14 protein-coding genes are annotated in these 17743 nt (G+C 62.0%); 6 read left to right on the forward strand and 8 right to left on the reverse strand.

The features are described 5' to 3' along the window. Nucleotides 1-26: 26 nt before the first annotated feature. The 4 genes from VMH22_14205 to VMH22_14220 form a co-directional block, all read right to left on the reverse strand. Entirely contained in the window at nucleotides 27-557 is a 531-nt protein-coding gene (locus VMH22_14205; GenBank protein HTW92840.1) for a hypothetical protein, read from the reverse strand. 558 nt (nucleotides 558-1115) lie between these two features. Then, on the reverse strand, nucleotides 1116-1658 hold the full coding sequence (locus VMH22_14210; protein HTW92841.1) for a hypothetical protein: 543 nt from the start codon (nucleotides 1656-1658) through the stop codon (nucleotides 1116-1118). Nucleotides 1659-1751: 93 nt separating this feature from the next. Then, nucleotides 1752-2351, reverse strand: a complete 600-nt coding sequence (locus VMH22_14215) for a hypothetical protein (protein HTW92842.1) — start codon at nucleotides 2349-2351, stop codon at nucleotides 1752-1754. Between the two features lie 400 nt (nucleotides 2352-2751). After that, nucleotides 2752-3201, reverse strand: a complete 450-nt coding sequence (locus VMH22_14220; protein ID HTW92843.1) for an Hsp20/alpha crystallin family protein — start codon at nucleotides 3199-3201, stop codon at nucleotides 2752-2754. Between the two features lie 271 nt (nucleotides 3202-3472). Between VMH22_14220 and VMH22_14225 the strand changes: the two genes are divergently transcribed. The 4 genes from VMH22_14225 to VMH22_14240 all read left to right on the forward strand — a co-directional run bounded on the left by VMH22_14225 (nucleotide 3473) and on the right by VMH22_14240 (nucleotide 6710). Next, nucleotides 3473-4045, forward strand: coding sequence for a DUF4203 domain-containing protein (locus VMH22_14225; GenBank protein HTW92844.1), 573 nt, complete (start codon nucleotides 3473-3475; stop codon nucleotides 4043-4045). 94 nt (nucleotides 4046-4139) lie between these two features. Beyond that, nucleotides 4140-4724: a hypothetical protein gene (locus tag VMH22_14230; GenBank protein HTW92845.1), complete on the forward strand. Its 585-nt coding sequence runs from the start codon at nucleotides 4140-4142 to the stop codon at nucleotides 4722-4724. Between the two features lie 3 nt (nucleotides 4725-4727). Then, nucleotides 4728-5705 carry a hypothetical protein gene (locus tag VMH22_14235; GenBank protein HTW92846.1) on the forward strand — a complete coding sequence of 326 codons (978 nt, stop codon included), beginning with the start codon at nucleotides 4728-4730 and terminating at the stop codon, nucleotides 5703-5705. Nucleotides 5706-5762: 57 nt separating this feature from the next. Further along, the gene (locus VMH22_14240) at nucleotides 5763-6710 is read left to right on the forward strand and encodes a hypothetical protein (protein HTW92847.1); all 948 of its coding nucleotides are present in this window, start codon (nucleotides 5763-5765) and stop codon (nucleotides 6708-6710) included. A 138-nt stretch (nucleotides 6711-6848) separates the two neighbouring features. Here VMH22_14240 and lepB (VMH22_14245) read toward each other — a convergent pair whose 3' ends face one another. The 3 genes from lepB (VMH22_14245) to VMH22_14255 form a co-directional block, all read right to left on the reverse strand. After that, a complete protein-coding gene (gene lepB, locus VMH22_14245) occupies nucleotides 6849-7664 on the reverse strand; it encodes a signal peptidase I (protein ID HTW92848.1) in 816 nt (271 codons plus the stop codon). Between the two features lie 150 nt (nucleotides 7665-7814). Beyond that, on the reverse strand, nucleotides 7815-8609 hold the full coding sequence (gene lepB, locus VMH22_14250) for a signal peptidase I (protein HTW92849.1): 795 nt from the start codon (nucleotides 8607-8609) through the stop codon (nucleotides 7815-7817). A gap of 48 nt (nucleotides 8610-8657) precedes the next feature. Beyond that, a complete protein-coding gene (locus VMH22_14255; GenBank protein HTW92850.1) occupies nucleotides 8658-9137 on the reverse strand; it encodes a formylmethanofuran dehydrogenase subunit E family protein in 480 nt (159 codons plus the stop codon). A 255-nt stretch (nucleotides 9138-9392) separates the two neighbouring features. On the opposite strand from VMH22_14255, the gene VMH22_14260 reads away from it, so the two are divergent. Continuing rightward, a complete protein-coding gene (locus VMH22_14260; protein HTW92851.1) occupies nucleotides 9393-10463 on the forward strand; it encodes a hypothetical protein in 1071 nt (356 codons plus the stop codon). Between the two features lie 56 nt (nucleotides 10464-10519). Here VMH22_14260 and VMH22_14265 read toward each other — a convergent pair whose 3' ends face one another. Further along, nucleotides 10520-11956: a hypothetical protein gene (locus VMH22_14265; GenBank protein ID HTW92852.1), complete on the reverse strand. Its 1437-nt coding sequence runs from the start codon at nucleotides 11954-11956 to the stop codon at nucleotides 10520-10522. Between the two features lie 955 nt (nucleotides 11957-12911). Here VMH22_14265 and VMH22_14270 point away from each other — a divergent pair. Continuing rightward, on the forward strand, nucleotides 12912-17684 hold the full coding sequence (locus VMH22_14270; protein ID HTW92853.1) for a CARDB domain-containing protein: 4773 nt from the start codon (nucleotides 12912-12914) through the stop codon (nucleotides 17682-17684). Nucleotides 17685-17743: the final 59 nt, after the last annotated feature.

Consider the following 17743-nt stretch of genomic DNA (forward strand, 5'->3'; position numbering starts at 1 on the left):
CTCGGCGACCTCGCTAGCGACGTCGGTCAGCGGTTGAGCGTCCGGAGCGGCATCAGGTCTTGCTCGTGGTTCTTCACTATCTCCTTGTTTGCAGCCGGCACGCTGGCGCACACCGCCTTTATGTTCAGCATGTCCGGATAGGCCTTCTTGGCGCCCGCGCTTGTGTCCTTCTTCACTTGGTCAAGAAAACCCGGGGGCCATGCGTCAACCGCCGAAGCGGTATGTGCGGCCATTATCTTGTACAGAATCAGTCGCACCGACTTCCAGTCCGAGCCAACCTTCTTCAACGACTCATCCATGCCCGCCACGTTCATGCCCTCGACCAAGGGAGCGAGCAAACCGACTGCGCCCTCGTTCCCCTTGGCGGGCGGCTTCCAAGCCGCCGCCTTCGCGGCGGCGCTGAACGTCGGCAGAATCTTGATAAACTGGGCCATTTCGGCCTCAGTCAAGTTACCGTATGCCTCAGCCGGCCACTTCGCGGACGAAGTCGTCGCCTTGCGAGCACAGCCGAAGAGCGTAAGGACCGCGGCTAACGTAAGTAGTGTTGCTTCTCGCATTGTTACTCCTTTCTAACAAACCGGACAGGATAGAGGGATTCCGGCCACTGTCAAATCGCTGCGGACGAGCCAAGTCGAGACAGATCGATCACGAGCCGACCGGACCAAGCAAACTGCCCCCAGCGGCCGCGCCCGGCCGAGTGCGAGCTGGTGCAGGGACCCCGCGTAGGGGGGCGTTCGATCGTTCTGCATGCGCGCAGTAGCACACAGCATGTTCTTCGAGTTGTCAGGCAGAGGCATAACGATGCCGAGACCGAGTCAGTTCCGGGATGAGGCACTCGGTTGGAATCCAAGGCCCGCAATGGCGGCTACGCGATTGCTGCACGACGCGCATTCTAGTTCTGGCCCAAGTGTAACCTTCTAGAATTGCCGGTCGGCTTCTTTCGTGTTACGCAATAACGACCGGAGTGGGTACTCGCCATCAAGCCCGCAGCCATCACCGCGCAGCTAGTATCTATAAATTACTAGACCCTATCTATAACAACCCTTTGCTGCTGCCACTATTGACGGGCCAGCTTGAGATTCTGCTGCTGGTTTGGTGGTTGGCGTGACTTACTCCTAGTTGCCAAGGGAACCCAAAGGTTGCAGATCATTCTGGTGCTGAGCTACCAGCTGCTTGTTTGACTCGGGTATCTGCGCACAAACGGTCTTGAAGAACTCGAAGTTCTTGAGAGTGTGCCTGCCGCGCTCCGTGGTGTCCTGCTTCAACCCTTCTATGAATTGGGGCGATTGTCGACCAACAAAGACCGCAGCCGTTGCCGCGAATACCTTGTAGAGCGTCGGGCGGACCTTAGTCCAACCTCCGTATGGCCTGAGCGAGTCGTTGATGCCAGGCACGTTCATGCTCTCTACCATCCTGCTCAGGGTGCCGAGCTGGTCATCGACTTCCTTGGTATTAGGGTTCGACCACTTCGCGGCCTTCAGGGCCCCGCTGAATGCCGGCAAGGCCTTGATGAACTGCGCCAACTCGTCCGGAGTCAGAGTTTCCAGCGCTTCCTTCGGCCATTTCGTATTTGTCGTCGACGTCTGCACACGCGCGTGGCCGGCGCAGGACAAGCTGGCAAGGGCCACAATCACCGTGACTAACGCTACCGTTCTCATTCGTGTCTCCTGTCGTCTAGATGGATAGGATAGGTGGCTTTTCCGAGATTGTCAAGTCATTGCATCCAAGGCAGCGACCGGACGTGTCTGGTCTCAGTTGTGCAGGACGAAGAAGGTCTGTCCACCGTGAACCGATAGCGGTTCAGCGGTACTGCGGCCGTAACCCACAATGGCATACTCGGTCGGCGAGCCCCGCTCCTCAGGCGGTGACCAACCCAGGACAATAATGGTACCCGGCACGCCGCCGGGCGCGGCCATTCCGACGTACGGGCAACCGGAGTCGGTGCGTGAGACTGCCGCACCCAACCCGGCTTCGGTCAGGCTTTCGGGCCAGTAGAAGAAGTCTTTGCCTTTGCGATAGCGCTCGTGGGTGTAGGGGTTGAACGGAATGCCGCTGAGAAGCCCGCTGCGGGCCTTGAAGTGCAGTACCATCCCGTCCTCGTCCTCCTTTTCCCATGAGATGCCCGACTTCGGATAGCCCCCGTCATTCTTGGCGGCGTAGTCTTCCAGCGCGGCCCGATAGGACTGCATGTTCTGTTCCAGCACGGCAATCCGGCGAAGCCCACGCTGCCAGGCTAATAGGGGCGGCAGCATCACGAACGTGAGTATCAGCGTCCCGATCGCGCCGGTTACCAGTCCGGTGTAGGCCCTTCCACGGCCGGGCATGCGCAACCTGAGCGCAAGAGTGGACATGATAATCGCAGGTATCCCGGCTACGAATGTCGCCGGCGTGAGAGATAATAGACCGAGGACAAGGCCGATGGTGCTGGGAGTCTTGGTCTGTGGCCTGGGCTGAATGGGCGCAGGCCGGGCGCGCCGGAGGACCTGCCGCTCGTACCTGAAACGGCTCCTGCGTAAATCGGACAGAGCGGCCCCGCACGTACGGCAGAACCGCGCCATGCGGGGATTGGGCGAGCCACACGCGGGACAAACCATCCTGGTCGCCCTTCTAGTGCGCCTGGATTGGAACTTGATACGACCGGATCATACGTAGTCCACCGACAGCTCTATTAGAACACGAATCCGGCACTGGGTCAAGCACGGAAACGGTGCGGCCCACGTTACGCGGACCGCACCCTCGACTAAGTCGTTATCAGTCCTTGCTTTCGACTGTGATTTCGCGCGTCTTGACCCTCTCCGCTTTGGGCAGGTTGAGTTCTAGGACGCCGGACTTGTAGCTGGCCGCGGCCTTGTCGCCCTGCACGCTTACCGGCAGCACGATCGTACGCTGGAATGAGCCGTATGCACGCTCAATGCGGTGGAACGTACGGTCTTTCTGCTCAGCCTCATACTTCCGCTCGCCGCTGATCGTCACCGTATCTTCCGCGACCCTCACCTTGATGTCTTCCCGTTTCATGCCGGGAAGCTCGGCGCGGACGATCACGGCTTCGCTTGTTTCCTCGACGTCCACGGCGGGCGCCCACAGCGCCTGCTCGCGTTCACGAGGATAGCGGCCCAGCATCGAGTCGAATAATCGTTCCATATCTTCCCGCATCGTGCTGACTTCACGAAGGGGATCCCACGTCGTTATGTTTCTAGCCATATTTACCTCCTAAGCGCTAGCTATGATTTGCTGTATTAGACGCCGTGAACCGACGGACGTTTCAGGTCCTGACGGATGCCAACGACTTGACTTGGCCTTCTTCACCACATATGCTCAGACACCTTGGACAGACTGCGACCACGCACATCCACACCGAAGGCGCTGAGCACGAAGCGGCCATTGCCGGCCCTATCCTTTCTGGCAGCGACTCCGCACCCCGCACTTCGTCACCTGATTCCCCGAACTCTTGAGTCATTACGGTGAGGTGTCGATGCGCTTGATTACTACCCTGTCGCCGTTCGCGCTTCTGCTCGCTGGCTTTGTCGTCTGCTTCTTCGGGTACCGGCTGCTGCGACTCACGCTCGCGCTGGCCGGGTTCGGGGTCGGACTCGTGCTCGGTCTGTCAGTCGCCAGGCTCATGCCCCACACGAGCCACGTCTTTGCCGTCGTTGTCGGCGTGGTGTGCGGGGTACTTTTCGCAGTCCTGGCGACTGCGGTCTACAAGTTCGGCGTATTCCTGCTCGGCGCAGGCGCGGGAGCGCTGCTCGCGGGTGTAATTATCACCGCAGCCGGTTGGCACCACCCGATGCTCATACGCGTGATCGCCGCGATGGTCGGTGGCATCCTGACCCTCCTGCTTGAACGGCCGCTGGTTTCCATCCTCTCGGCTCTTGTCGGCAGCTGGGGCATCGTTTTCGGGGCGGCCGAGCTGCTCAAGTTTCACCACCGCACCGCCGGAGCCGGAAGGCCGTCGGCACTCTACGGCCTGATGATTGTCTGCTGGCTGGTGCTCGCGGTGATCGGGGCCGGAGCACAACTGCGGTCGGACGGAAAGCACCGATGACTCTGCTCCGGGCCGCGCCAGCGCGCCCGGTTTGACACCAGCCCCCGCGCAATTGATAATCTCTGGTCCAATCTCACCGAAGGGAGCATGTCCGATGACTGGAAGATCAATGAACCTCGGCGCGCTGTTGCTGCTTGCCGCGGCGGCTGCCGGCTGCAGCTCCGCGACGATACAGCAGATGCAGCAAGCCAACCAATCCTACAGCATTGCGCCCGATTTCAAGCTCGACCGCACATGGCGCATAGCCGTCCTGCCTCCGCACAACGGCGACGAAGAGCTGTCCAGCCTCTACGACCGCGCCGGGCTCCTCATGATGAAACCCGGCTGCTTCGTTCTCATCGATCGCACCGAGGTCATGCGGATTCTGCAGGAACAGTGGTCCGGCGGCCCCCGCATCCTGGAACCACGTGACGTGCGTCGTCTTGGCCAATCGATGGGCGCCGAGGCAGTTGTGACGGTCGACGTAACCAGGCTCGAACACAACGACTTCTTCAAAGACAACCCAGAACAGCGCGAGGCCAAGCTCTTCGTGAAAATCATATCGGTCAGGAATGCCGAAGTGCTTTACTATGCGGAGGGCCAGGGATCGAGCTTTGACGGGCCGGACGCAGCGCTCTCCGGCGCTCTCGACATGGCACTTGCGCCGCTCATCCAGAACGGAAAGGGTCAGTCCCGCTAAGACATGAACCCCGAACACCTCTTCCCGCGCCGACGATTCCTGCTTCCCTGCCTGGCACTGCTGGTTCTGGCCAGCCCTGCAACGAGAGCTGCCAGCGTCCCGCCCGGAGCTATCGCCACCGCAGCGACTCCCGCAGCCAAGGCCAGGTTCGAAGCGCCCACGCCGGTCGGCCAGGTCTCCGTTCCGGGAGAAGTGGAGGAACTTGTACCGGGCGGCGCCGTCGACTGGTCCGGCATGACTGTCCGTGCCCGGGGAGCCGGCGTACTCGACCCGGGCAACCCCGACCGAAACCAGGCGTGGCAGACGGCCGAGCAAGCCGCAGTCACCGTCGCTCAACGCAACCTGCTCGAGATTGTCAAAGGCCTCCGGGTTGACTCCGACAACCGGCTCCAGGATCTCATGGCCGAACACGACACCGTGTCCTGGCTCGTTGGAGCCATCGTCAAGGGTGCACGCCCGGGCGGCCCGGCCACCTACGATTCCACGGGCGGGACCGTCGAAGTCGAGCTTGAGTGCGACCTGTATGGCGCGGTCGGCATTGAGAACGCACTCACCTCATTGCCCGCGGCGGACACGCCGGCAGGCGCAGCCGACACCGGAGAAGTCTCCGACTCGTCGCAAGATTTCCTGCGTCGATATTCCGGCCTGGTCCTCGACGGTGCAAACACCGCCCTCAAGCCGTCGCTCTCCCCCAAGATATACGACGAGAGCGGAAACCTGCTGCTCGACCTGCGCGACTGCCTGACAAACCCGGATGTGTCCGGAAACTACGTGGTGCAGTATGTCGCCAAGCTTGAGCAGGTTCTTTCCAGACCCGACTTCGCCCGCCCACCGCTGGTGCTCAAGGTCAAAGGAGTACGCGGCAAGCTCGGCACGGACATCGTCCTCGGCAAGACGGACGCGGACAAGGTGATGTCGTTTAAGAACGCCATCCAGTTCCTGGTCGGCACGGGCCGCGTTCTCGTCAGGCTGGCAATGTAGCAGGGCTCCATGACGCGCAAGACGCATAGTGAAGGACGCAGGAATACTGGAGTCCGAATGCGAGCCGGCGCTGTCGGCGTACTATGTGCCGTCTGCTGCGTCGTTCTTGTCTCCGCCTGCATGGCCCCGCCCGCGTCCCAGAGCCCGGCGCGGACTCAGCCCGTTCCCCCGACCATGACCGGACCGCAGACGTCCCCCGGCGCGCCGGAAACCGAGCAACTCCCCGTTGGTCTCAGCCGACCGACCATCGTAGTCCTGGTCAGGGACATCCCCAAGGAAGGCATCGTTGCCGTCACCGACGAGATGCTCCGGCCCGGGGTGACCGAGGCGCTGACCTCACAAGCATTCCACTCCCGCGGCTTCCCGGTTGTGGACGAGGCCACAGTGATGCAGGCGCTGAACAAAGACGAACTGCTCCGAATCCTCCAAGGCGACGACCCGGCCGCGAGCAAGGTCGGGCGTCGCTCCGGTGCGGAGGTAGTTGTAGCCGGTACGGTGCAGCAGTCGAGCGAACACCGGACCGCGGGCAGCAAACCGACCGATGTCTTCAGAATCGAGCTTTCGGCCCGGGCGGTAGACGCCGCGACCACCAGAGTTCTGGGTTCGAGCGAGATGCTTGTCGAGTCCCCGTCTGGTGCGGATTCCGTGCGTAAGCGCGCCGCCGACTCAGCCGCGGCCGAACTGGCGGCGAGAATACTCGACAACTGGAAGGCCCCGTCAACTATCACCGAGATTCACGCCGACAACGCCGACTACCAGCGCGTCGAGCTGTTCAAGTCGATCATACGGAGCGAGGCCCCCGGAATCGACTCGGTGGTGACCAGCTCACTCGACGGACAATCGGCGGTGGTCGAGGTGATATCGGAAGAGTCATCGCAGCAGCTGCTTGCCCGGATTGACCGATGCACAACCTCGATACCATTCACGGTCAAGAGCATTTCGGGCAACCGGATTGACATTCGGTTCCTGGACGCACCGGAAAAGTGCGAGCCGGACCTGAAGTGAGATGGTCAAACTGCAAGCATGAAAGGCAGAGTCCCAGGGACAAAGCCAGACGGACAGGTCAGTAAATCACCACGTCTGACCCAGGACTTTGGACTTACGGCTTGATACGTCCATGGTCCTTACAACTTCGACCTTCTCTTACCTGACGATTCGGCCGATGCGGCTGAACCGGATGGCCCACGGCGAGAGAATTACGCGGGCGATGTTCGGTGCCGCGTCGGACGAAAAGTAGATTACCAGCGGCTTGCCGCGCAGGTAGCGAAGGTCGAGCGGACCCCAGAACCGGGCGTCCTCGGAATTGTCGCGATTGTCACCCATAGCAAAGACGTGCCCGGCCGGCACTACCACCGGCCCGAACTGGTCTCGCACGTAGGCGGAATAGTCGGACTCGTAGAACCCCCGTTCCTCCCAGGCTCTTTGGAAATCGGCTTGCGGCGGTGTGGGTTCGAAACCGGGCAGCGTCCGAGAGTCCGTGTGCACTGCGTACGGCTCGGCCTGCAGCCTGCCGTTCACGTATAGCTCCTTGTTCCGGTACTCGACCGTGTCGCCGGCGACGGCGATGCAGCGCTTGATGAAATTGCGGGGCACGTACCATGTGAAAAAGTGAGCCCGACTGTCCCAGAAGAGCGGCAGCAGCGGCAGCCAGCGGGGAAACAGCCTTGCGTAGCGCTCCGGCGGCTGCGGGTCGTCGGTGTCGACCGGGAAACGGAACACGATGATGTCCCCCCGCTTCGGACTCGAAACCGGGATAATGGTCTTGTCGGTGAACGGCAGCTTCACCCCGTAGACGAACTTGTTCACGAGCATGAAGTCGCCGATGAGAATGGTGTTGAGCATCGAGCCGGTCGGCACCATGAACGCCTCGACCACGAACGAGCGGATGAGCAGGACCGCGATGATCACCGGCGTCCACTCGCGGCCGAGATTACGCAGCCAGCCGAGCCCGCCCTTCACAGCTTAGCGCCTGGGTCAGTTGTCAGCACAGACGGTCAGTATAGGACAGGAGGGGTCAAAGTGCAAGGTGCAAGACACAAGATGCAAGATGGCAGACCGTCGTGGCAAGCACATTGAGACTTGCTTGCGTCGATTGCGCGCCTGAGGGCGTTAACGAACGAGCCGGCCGATGCGGTTGAACCGGATGGCCCACGGCGAGAGCGCCATCTTTGGAATGTTTATGGGATACCCGGCCGCGGCCGTGGACATGTACATGACCAGCGGCTTGCCCCGGATGTGGCGCAGATCGAGCGGGCCGAAGAACCGCGCGTCCTCCGAGTTGTCTCGATTGTCACCCATGACGAAGATACACCCCGATGGAACCACGATCGGGCCGAACTGGTCGCGGACATAGGCGGAAAGCTCGGTACGGAAGAAATCGTGCCGCTCCCATCGTCGCTGGTAATCGCTGAGCTTAGGCAGACCGGGGAATGTCCTTCCATCAACGTGCTGCACGTAGGGCTCGACCTGTTGCTTGCCGTTCACGTAGAGCTGTTTGTCCCGGTACTCGACCGTGTCGCCGGCTACCGCGACGCAGCGCTTAATCAGGGAGAGCGGCGTGTACCACTGGAAGAAACCTTTGGAGCTGTTCCAGAACAAAGGCAACAGCGGAAGCTGGGCGGGGAAGATGCGGCTCGCCCCCGGCGGCACGTCCGGGTCCAGCGGGAACCGAAAGATAACAATGTCCCCGCGCTTCGGGCTCGACACATGCACGATCGTCCTGTCGGTGAAAGGCAGCCTCACTCCGTAGACGAACTTGTTCACGAGCATGAAGTCGCCGATGAGAATGGTGTTGAGCATCGAGCCGGTCGGCACCATGAACGCCTCAACCAGGAAGGAACGGATGAGCAGGACAGCGATGATTACCGGGCCCCAGTCGCGGACGAGGTTACGAAGCCAGCGCATAAGTTCTGTTTGACGCAGCTAGTAGAGCCGCGGTTGGCCGGCCATGGCTCATTCGGTAAACAGATCCTCCAGCCGCCGTCGGGCGAACTCGCGCCCCAACCGGGCCGCTCCGGCCATTCCCTCATCCGGCCCAGCGTGAAGCTCCTCCCACACCTCAGGCCGCAAGGTCAGGTGAATTCGTCCCGCTCCACACTTCTGACTTCTGCCATCTGACTTCTGACCTCTGACTTCGGTTGTGCGTCGAACCCCGCTTCCCTCTCCGTCGCGCATGAACTCGACCCTGCAGCCCTTCGCTCGGACGTGGCTGATGTTCCCCTTGCCCATAGTGCAGCCGGAACTGAACTGGACGCCGTCCACGAAGCAGGTGTACGGAGTACCGGCGGGGCAAGAAACCCGGGCTCTCAGCTCGAACGGCGAGGCCGCCAGCTTCCGCCGGGCGTAGGTGCCGGCCTTGAGGCCGAGCACCAGCCATGGCCCCAGATGGCCATGAAAACGGGTGGCCTGCCTGAGCACATTGGTGGGAATCACGCGCCCAATATACCCGAACCCGGACGACATGCAAGCCGGCCAGCCGGAACAAGAAGACTACCGCCAAGGACGCCGAGAGCGCCAACTACGGGAAGGATGAAGGCTGAGGGATGAAGGATGAGCGCCAGCTCCGGCTTCCTGGTTTGGCCCTTCGGGCTTCAGCCCTTCCTGTTTCATCCCTTCGTCTTCATGTCTCGGTGTTCCTGGCCGACCTTCCCGCGCTTGACGCGCCAACCGCGGCGAGGATACTTCCCCGTGGTCTATCTCCTTTTCAAGGTCGCGTCGGCGGTCGGCATGGGACTCGTGCTCAAACGGGCAGACGCCCTCTCGCTCGAGCGCCTGAGTCTTATCCGCATCAACTACGCGGTCGCGGCAGTTATCGGATTCTTCGCCACAGTCGCGCTCGGACAAGCCCACATCTCGGGTCCCGCAGCAATGCTTGCGGCCGTCACCGGCATTCTCTTCGTTGCCGGCCTCCTCATCTGGGCTCGCGCGATACAGGCAGCCGGGCTTGCCCATTCAGTTGTGGCGATGCGCACGGCCGTTGTCATCCCGCTCCTCGCGGCCGTGTTCATCTGGCACGAACAACCCTCAATGCTCGAGATAGCCGGCAGCTTCGTGGCCCTGCTTGCGCTCGCGCTCGTCCTGTACGATGTCGCCAGGCGTGAAACGCCCGTCGGAGAAGAGACAACCGCCAAGGACGCCAAGACCGCCAAGGTTTCGAACTCCGGAATTCCGACTCCTCCCCAGTCTCTGACCCCTGACCCCCAATCCCTGAACTCAACCACCAGGACACCCAGACACGCAGGGGCCGAGGGCGGGGACATGACCGGATTGTCCGACAATCCGGATCGTGTCCCAAGCCCGGCAATCTCCAACCTAGAATCTAGAATCTCAAGTCTCCCTTCCCGGCTCTGGCTCGTGCTGCTCTTTCTTGTCGAGGGGCTCACGATGATCCCGGCGCTCGTCTTCAGCAAGGGAATGCCCACAAACGAAACCATGCCGTTCCAGACGGTTATCTTCGTATCCGCATTCTTTGTCACCACGCTGCTCTACTACGTACGCCGGCCAGGGCTGCAGAGAGATACGCTCAAATGGGGTACCCTGCTCGGCTCAGCCAATTTCGGCAACTACCTCTTCCTCGTTCTGGCGCTCTCGAGCCTGCCCGGGCTCGTGGTCTACCCGGTGATTGCCGCCGGTGAGGTCGGCCTGCTGGCCGTGGCCGGTGTGGTCTTGTGGAAAGAGAAGGTCGGCGTCCGCAGTTGGCTCGGTATCGCCCTGACCGTCATTTCTGTCGTCCTCATCCAGCTCGGCAAATCGGCCTGACCCGCCGCATCAATCTACAGACGTCAATCTCCAATCAACTAACGGCCGGGCGGATATCAGAAGGCCGTCTTGACGATAGTCGCGGTAGCCGACGTGCCGGCCCTCGGGCCGGCTGGTGACAAGAAGTAGACTCCGGGCCGGAGGCCGGCACCAATTCTGTCGCCATTGCACACAGCGACCTGCCGGCCGGTGACGTCCGACAGAGTGAAGAGTTCGGTCTCATGCCCCGGGACTCGGGCAAAGGAAGTGAACGGATTGGGCCGAACCAGAAAATGAGTTGGCCTCAAGGCGTGCCCGGTCAGAGGCTCCGCGACGCCGACGTTGCCCAGCGAATCGGTCTTGATGAGATAGACATCATCGCCGTCTGGCGCGCTGTCCTCGTACGTGCCACTGACTATGTAGCCACCATCCAAGGTCTGTTGGACGGAGCGGGCCTCGTCATATCCCGTCCCACCATAGGTTCTGGTCCAGAGTGTGTCGCCTTGAGAATTGGTTTTGATGAGATAAACGTCGTGCCCTTGACCGAGGGACGAGTAGGCATAACCTGCGACGATGTAGCCGCCATCAGTCGTCTGTTGGACGGAGTTGCCTGCATCGTACAGCGGTCCGCCGTAGGTTCTGGTCCAGAGCGTGTCTCCTTGAGCATCGGTCTTGATGAGGAAGACGTGGTCGTAGACCCCTGAACCAAAGGAGGCCGTGAAGCCTACAATGATGTAGCCTCCGTCAGTGGTTTGTTGAACGGAGCAACCGCAATCGTTACTTGTCCCGCCATAGGTTCTTGTCCAGAGTGTCTCACCCGAGACGTTGGTCTTGACGACGTAGATGTCAGAATACCCAGCGCCGAAGGAATTGGTTGTGCCCGTGATGACATAGCCTCCGTCGGTGGTCTGTCGGATGGAGCTGGCCTCGTCGTAGTCTGTTCCACCGTAGGATCTGGTCCATAGGGTGTCGCCTTGGGAATTGGTCCTGATGACGTAGAAGTCCCCGCCGCCTGCGTCGTATGAGCAGGTATAGCCGGCGATGACGTAGCCACCATCGACGGTCTGTTGGACTGAGTTGCCCCAGTCATCGACATACCCGCCATAGGTTCGCGTCCAGAGTGTATCGCCAGATGCACTAGTCTTGACGAGATAGACATCTTTAAACTCGCTCTTGGAATACTCGACATAGCCGGTGATTACGTAGCCACCGTCGCTAGTCTGCTGACCTGACAAGCCAGCGCAGTATCCTGGGCCGACGTACATTCTAGACCACAGCATGTTACCGTGAGCATTAGTCTTGATGAGATAGAAAGCGCCGCTGTCGGCACCGAAAGACCACGTGGCGCCCGCAATCATGTAGCCACCGTCGCTAGTCTGCTGTACCGAGTTGCCGTAGTCAGTGCCTGCCCCGCCATAGGTTCTCCACCAACTCGTCTGGGCGGAGGCAATTGAGGTAAGGCAGACAGCGGACAGGAGAATGATCAGGTCAGGAGCGTAGACCTTCTTTGTCACATCTCCGCCCTTAATGTCTGTGGTTCGTGGCGTTCCGCGGACTTCGGGAATTCCGCACGATCGATGAGTCGATTGTAAGTCGCGCGGGGGAGCGAGTCAAGAGGATGCGAACGAACGGTTGGTGATAGGCAGGCGAACGCCAAACGCGCGCGTTGCTCATCGACGGTGCCCCAAGTCCGGTGACGAAACGGCGATTCTTGACGCGCGGGCACCTGACCGCTCGCCGCCTACAGCCGACGGCAGAGTGCCGCCGGCGGGCGGGAACCGACTTCGGAGCCGATGAGACAAATCCGTATCATTCGCCGGGAGCTGGTCTTTGAGGTTATCTGCTTGCGGCTTGTGGCTTTAGGCCTGAAGCCGAGAAACTGACACCCCCACCTAGGGGATTGCCCCGCAGATAGTAGACAGGATTCAGTAGGCAGTAGACAGGGGGGTTACCTCCACAGCAATTCCCGGGTGAACCTCCACCGGAATTCGCCGGGTTGGTCTACCGGTTGCCCTCCAACTTGCTCTCAGGGTTAGTCTACGGGTTGCTCCACCGGTTCCTCTCCGGGTTGGTCGGAGCGTTGCGGCCCGACCAACCCTGCGGGTTCCTGTCCGGGTTGATCCCGAGGTAGCTCCGGCCGTTGCTCTCCGGATTGCTCCGAGGCTTATCTCCCGAGTTGTTCCTCCCGTTGCTGTCCGGATTGTCGAGTCAATGCGGTCGGACGCAGCCATTCGGAGGGCCTTGGCGCCCTCATGTCGGCTCTCCACCGGCGCAATGCGGTCCGTGGCCCGCTGTCGGTCGCCTCGGAGTTAGTTGACGTATTTCCAGGGTTCAACTAGGATATTAACGTGACGAAATGTCCGTGTACGCGGACTGCTGTCGGCCAGTTGGCGCTGCCGCCACACTGGGAGGTGATTCTTTCCGTTTTAGTTACAGCCATAGTCTCTTCCCTGGTCGGGAGGTAATCACATGAAACCCAATGTCTGTTTTCGCCGGCTCCTGGTGTTTGCCGCCGTGTTTATCGGCCGGGCCGTGGCGCAGCCTCAACTGCCCACGAATCTGCCGCCCGGCAATGGCTCGGCCGGCTCGTCGGCCGCGACTCGCCAATCGCCGATTCCCCAATACCCGCTGCACCCGTGCGGCCTGATTCGTGAGGATCCGCGCACGATTCCTTGGCTCATCCAGGACAAGCCCCATCCGGGCGGCGCCCGCACCTTCTCGGTTTCGGGCGACATCTCCAGCCAGATGCCGCCGGTCGGCGACCAGGGCCAACAGGGCTCCTGTACCGCTTGGGCGGTCGGATACTACCAGAAGACTCACTACGAGTGGCGCGAATACCATTGGAACGACTCCACGACCAGCCACGAGTTCAGCGCCGCGTTCGTCTATAACCAGATTGACGGCGGCGCGGACCAGGGGTCGAGCTTCTCCGATGCGTTCTCTCTGATTGCCGACCAGGGCTGTGCGAGCGTAGCCGATTGTCCCTACAACCAGAACGACTACACGTCGTGGCCGTCGGAATCGGCCTACGCCCACGCCATCCCAAACCGGGGCAGCACCGGTCACTGGTTCTGGATGAAGGACACGAACGGCATCAAGACGGCCAAGCAGCGCATCGACAGCGGGCTGACGACGGTCATCGGCATCTCGGTCTACCACAACTGGGACAGGATTGACAGCTTCGGCTACAAGTACTGCGTGGCCGACACTCCCGCGGGCAGCTACCGGGGCGGACATGCGATAACCATCGTCGGCTACAACGATACTCTGACCACGCACGACGGCCCGGGCGCCTTCCGGATAATCAACTCCTGGGGCACAGGCTGGGGCCAGTCCGGATACGCCTGGATGTCGTACAAGGCGGCCATCGACTCGGTGCTCTCCCAGCAGTCCGGCTGGTATCTCGACGACCTCGTTGGCTACACCCCGACCATGATCGGCCGGGTGAAAATCACCCACCCGGCCCGCGACAAGATCGGCATCCGCATGGGGGTGGGCCGTCCGTCGGCGCCGAAGTGGACGAAGGACTTCCGCGCGTGGCGGTACCCGCGAACCGACCAGTCCTTCCCGAACCACAACATCGTCTTCGACATGACCGAAGGCGAGCCGTACGTCACTGACGGCCAGACCGACACGGTCTTTGTGCGGGCGATAGACGACGTCTCCGACGGCAAGACCGGCACCATCAACTACTTCGCGGCCAAACACCTGGTCTGGAACGCTACCGCCGTGTCGCCCGACACGCCGGTCAGCATCCCTGACTACAACGTCGGCGTCTATGCCCGGGCCAAGATGGTCCGGCCGCATGACGTGGGCGTGACCGTGATTCTCGCCCCGACCGGCACGGTCGACTCCGGCTCGACCATCACCCCACAGGCAAGGGTGAAGAACTTCGGCATCGACACCACGACGTTCCCGGTTACCTTCCACATCGGCTCGGGCTACACCAACACCCAGACCGTCTCGAACCTCAAGAACGGCGACTCGGTTGTTGTCAGCTTCGCCAATTGGACCGCGGGCCAGCGCGGCACCTACGCTACGCGCTGCTCTACCGCCCTCACCGGCGACCAGAACCACGCCAACGACACGCTGGGCGGCTCGGTGACGGTACGGGTGACTGATGTCGGCGTCAGGACGATCATTGCCCCGACCGGCACCGTTGACTCCGGCACCGTCATTACACCGCAGGCCCGCGTCAGGAATCTCGGGACTCAGGCCGCGACCTTCCCGGTCACCTTCCGCATCGGCGGCAGCTACACCAACACCCAGACCGTTACCAACCTTGCATCCGGTGACTCGATTCTGGTCAGCTTCGCCAACTGGAGCGCGTCTCCCCGCGGCGTGCTGGCCACGCGCTGCTCCACCGCCCTTACCGGGGACCAGGTTCACTCCAACGACACGCTGGGTGGCACGGTCACGGTGCGGGTCACCGATGTCGGGGTCAAAGCGATTATTGCCCCGACCGGCACCGTTGATTCCGGCTCGAGCGTCACCCCGCAGGCCCGGGTCAAGAACTACGGCACGGTTGCAGCGACATTCCCGGTGACGTTCCGTATCGGCTTATCCTACAACAACACACAGACCGTCACGAGCCTCGCCGCCGGTGACTCCGTGGTCGTGTCGTTCAGTTCCTGGACCGCGGGCCAGCGCGGCACCTACGCCACACGCTGCTCGACCGGCCTTACCGGCGACCAGGTACACACTAACGACACACTGTCCGGTTCGGTGACCGTGCGAGTGACCAACGTTGGTGTGACCGCAATACTCGTACCTCCCGACACCGTCGACTCCGGAGCGACCATCACCCCACAGGCTCGGGTCAAGAACTACGGCACCGATGTCGTAACATTCCCGGTAACCTTCCGTATCGGTACGACCTACAACAACACCCAGACCGTCACCAACCTCGCATCCGGTGACTCGGCGCTCGTGTCCTTCTCCACCTGGACCCCGACACAGCTCGGCACGTTCGCAAAGCGCTGCTCGACCGGGCTAACGGGCGACCAGGTACACACTAACGACACGCTCTCGGGCACCGTGACGGTACAAGTGACCAATGTCGGAGTGACCGCGATTGTCGCGCCGACCGGCACAGTGGACTCGGGGACCGTCGTCGCGCCGCAAGCGCGGGTCAAGAACTACGGAACCCACGCCGCGACCTTCCCGGTTACCTTCCGCATCGGGGCCTTATACACCAACACCCAGACCGTGACCAGCCTGGCGGCCGGCGATTCGGCTCTGGTCAGCTTCACCAACTGGACCGCAGCCCCACGCGGCTTGCTGGCCACGCGCTGCTCCACCGCCTTGGTGAACGACCAGAACCACGCCAACGATACTCTGTCAGGCACGGTGACGGTGCGGGTTACAGATGTCGGCGTCAAAGCGATTATCGCCCCGACCGGAACAGTGGATTCGGGATCGACCATCACCCCGCAGGCCCGCGTGAAGAACTGCGGGACTAACACCGTGACATTCCCGGTCACCTTCCACATTGGTGCCGGGTACAACAATACCCAGACCGTCACCAACCTTGCATCCGGCGACTCGGCTCTGGTCAGCTTCGCCAACTGGACCGCAGGGCAGCGCGGCACCTATGCCACACGCTGCTCGACCAACCTGACCGGCGACCAGGTCCACACTAACGACACGCTCTCGGGCACCGTGACGGTGCGGGTAATCGATGTGGGCGTCACGGCGATTGTCGCGCCGCCCGATACCGTAGATTCGGGTGCCGTCTTAGCTCCACAGGCGCGGGTGAGAAACTACGGCACGGGTGCCGCGACGTTCCCGGTCACCTTCCGCATCAGTTCCGGCTACTCCAACACCCAGACGGTAACGAGCCTCGCGGCCGGCGACTCCATCATGGTCAGCTTCGCCAATTGGACCGCGGTGCAGCGCGGCAGCTTCGTCAAGAGCTGCTCCACTGGTCTCACCAGCGATGCTGTACCGACCAACGACACCATGTCCGGCACGGTCTATGTTGCTCCTGCGCCGACCGTCGACGTCGGCGTGTTAGCGCTTGTCGCGCCCGTCGGCACCCTGGACTCCGGCACGGTGGTCGCGCCGCAGGCGCGGGTCAAGAACTATGGGACCCACGCCGCGACCTTCCCGGTGACCTTCCACATAGGCGCGGGCTACACCAACACCCAGACCGTCACCAACCTCGCCTCCGGTGACTCGGTGCTGGTGAGCTTTGCCAACTGGTCTGCGGGCCCGCGCGGCTTGCTGGCCACGCGTTGCTCCACCGCCCTGACGAACGACCAGAACCACTACAACGACACGCTTTCAAGCACGGTGACGGTACGCGTAACCGATGTCGGCGTGACCGCTATTGTCGTGCCGCCCGACACGGTCGACTCCGGTGCTACTGTCACTCCGCAGGCTCGGGTAAGGAACTACGGCACGGGTGCCGCAACGTTCCCGGTCACCTTCCGCATCAGTTCCGGCTACTCCAACACCCAGACTGTAACGAGCCTCGCGGCCGGCGACTCGGCTCTGGTCAGCTTCAGCAACTGGACGGCAGGTCAGCGCGGCACCTACGCCTCGCGCTGCTCGACTAACCTCACGGGCGACCAAGTCCACGCCAACGACACTCTGCCGGGATCGGTGACGGTGCGAGTGCGGGACGTGGCCTGCACCCAGTTCCTGGCGCCGCCCGACACGGTTGACTCAGGCGCGACGATCACGCCGCGGGCCGTTATCAAGAACCTCGGAACGGCCAGCGAGACTTTCAACACGCGGCTCGCTATCGGCACCGGCTATGCGGATACGGTCTCGGTCACGGTGGCGGCAGGAAAGACCGACACGGTTGCCTTCCCGAACTGGACCCCGCTCGCGCTCGGGAGTTTCCCCGTAACCTGCTCCACCATGCTGGCGGCCGACGTGGACGCAGGGAACAACGCGTCCCGCGAGTCGATTGTGGTAACGCCCTACGGCGGGGTTGCCGAACAGTCCGGGATGCCAAAGGTCTTCTCCCTCGAACGACCCCGCCCTGACCCGGCGCGCGGACTGGCTTCAATCCGGTTCGGCATCCCGCACCTTGCCCGGGCAAGCGTGGTCATCCGCTCCGCAAACGGCGCCGTCGTAAGGACCCTCTGCAACTCCGCGCTGCCCCCTGCCTACTACACCATGACCTGGGACGGCCGCGACGATCGCGGCCGACGCGTTGCACCGGGCATCTACTTCTGGCGGTTCGAGAGCGAAGGGACGGTTATCACCCGAAAGGCCGTCAGAATCGACTGACCCGAGCCTTCCAGCGCGGCCATCGTCCGTTGCCCTTCCGCGCCTGAGTACCGCGTTGC

The organism is bacterium, from assembly GCA_035505375.1.
Lineage (GTDB): Bacteria > Hydrothermota > Tepidihabitantia > Tepidihabitantales > Tepidihabitantaceae > UBA2258.

Bases quoted from the DNA above. Each gene is read 5' to 3' on its own strand.
- VMH22_14205 (HTW92840.1), bottom strand. From the start codon at position 557: ATGCGAGAAGCAACACTACTTACGTTAGCCGCGGTCCTTACGCTCTTC.
- lepB (HTW92849.1), bottom strand. From the start codon at position 8,609: ATGCGCTGGCTTCGTAACCTCGTCCGCGACTGGGGCCCGGTAATCATC.
- VMH22_14220 (HTW92843.1), bottom strand. From the start codon at position 3,201: ATGGCTAGAAACATAACGACGTGGGATCCCCTTCGTGAAGTCAGCACG.
- VMH22_14225 (HTW92844.1), top strand. From the start codon at position 3,473: ATGCGCTTGATTACTACCCTGTCGCCGTTCGCGCTTCTGCTCGCTGGC.
- VMH22_14230 (HTW92845.1), top strand. From the start codon at position 4,140: ATGACTGGAAGATCAATGAACCTCGGCGCGCTGTTGCTGCTTGCCGCG.
- VMH22_14210 (HTW92841.1), bottom strand. From the start codon at position 1,658: ATGAGAACGGTAGCGTTAGTCACGGTGATTGTGGCCCTTGCCAGCTTG.
- VMH22_14270 (HTW92853.1), top strand. From the start codon at position 12,912: ATGAAACCCAATGTCTGTTTTCGCCGGCTCCTGGTGTTTGCCGCCGTG.
- VMH22_14215 (HTW92842.1), bottom strand. From the start codon at position 2,351: ATGTCCACTCTTGCGCTCAGGTTGCGCATGCCCGGCCGTGGAAGGGCC.
- VMH22_14235 (HTW92846.1), top strand. From the start codon at position 4,728: ATGAACCCCGAACACCTCTTCCCGCGCCGACGATTCCTGCTTCCCTGC.
- VMH22_14240 (HTW92847.1), top strand. From the start codon at position 5,763: ATGCGAGCCGGCGCTGTCGGCGTACTATGTGCCGTCTGCTGCGTCGTT.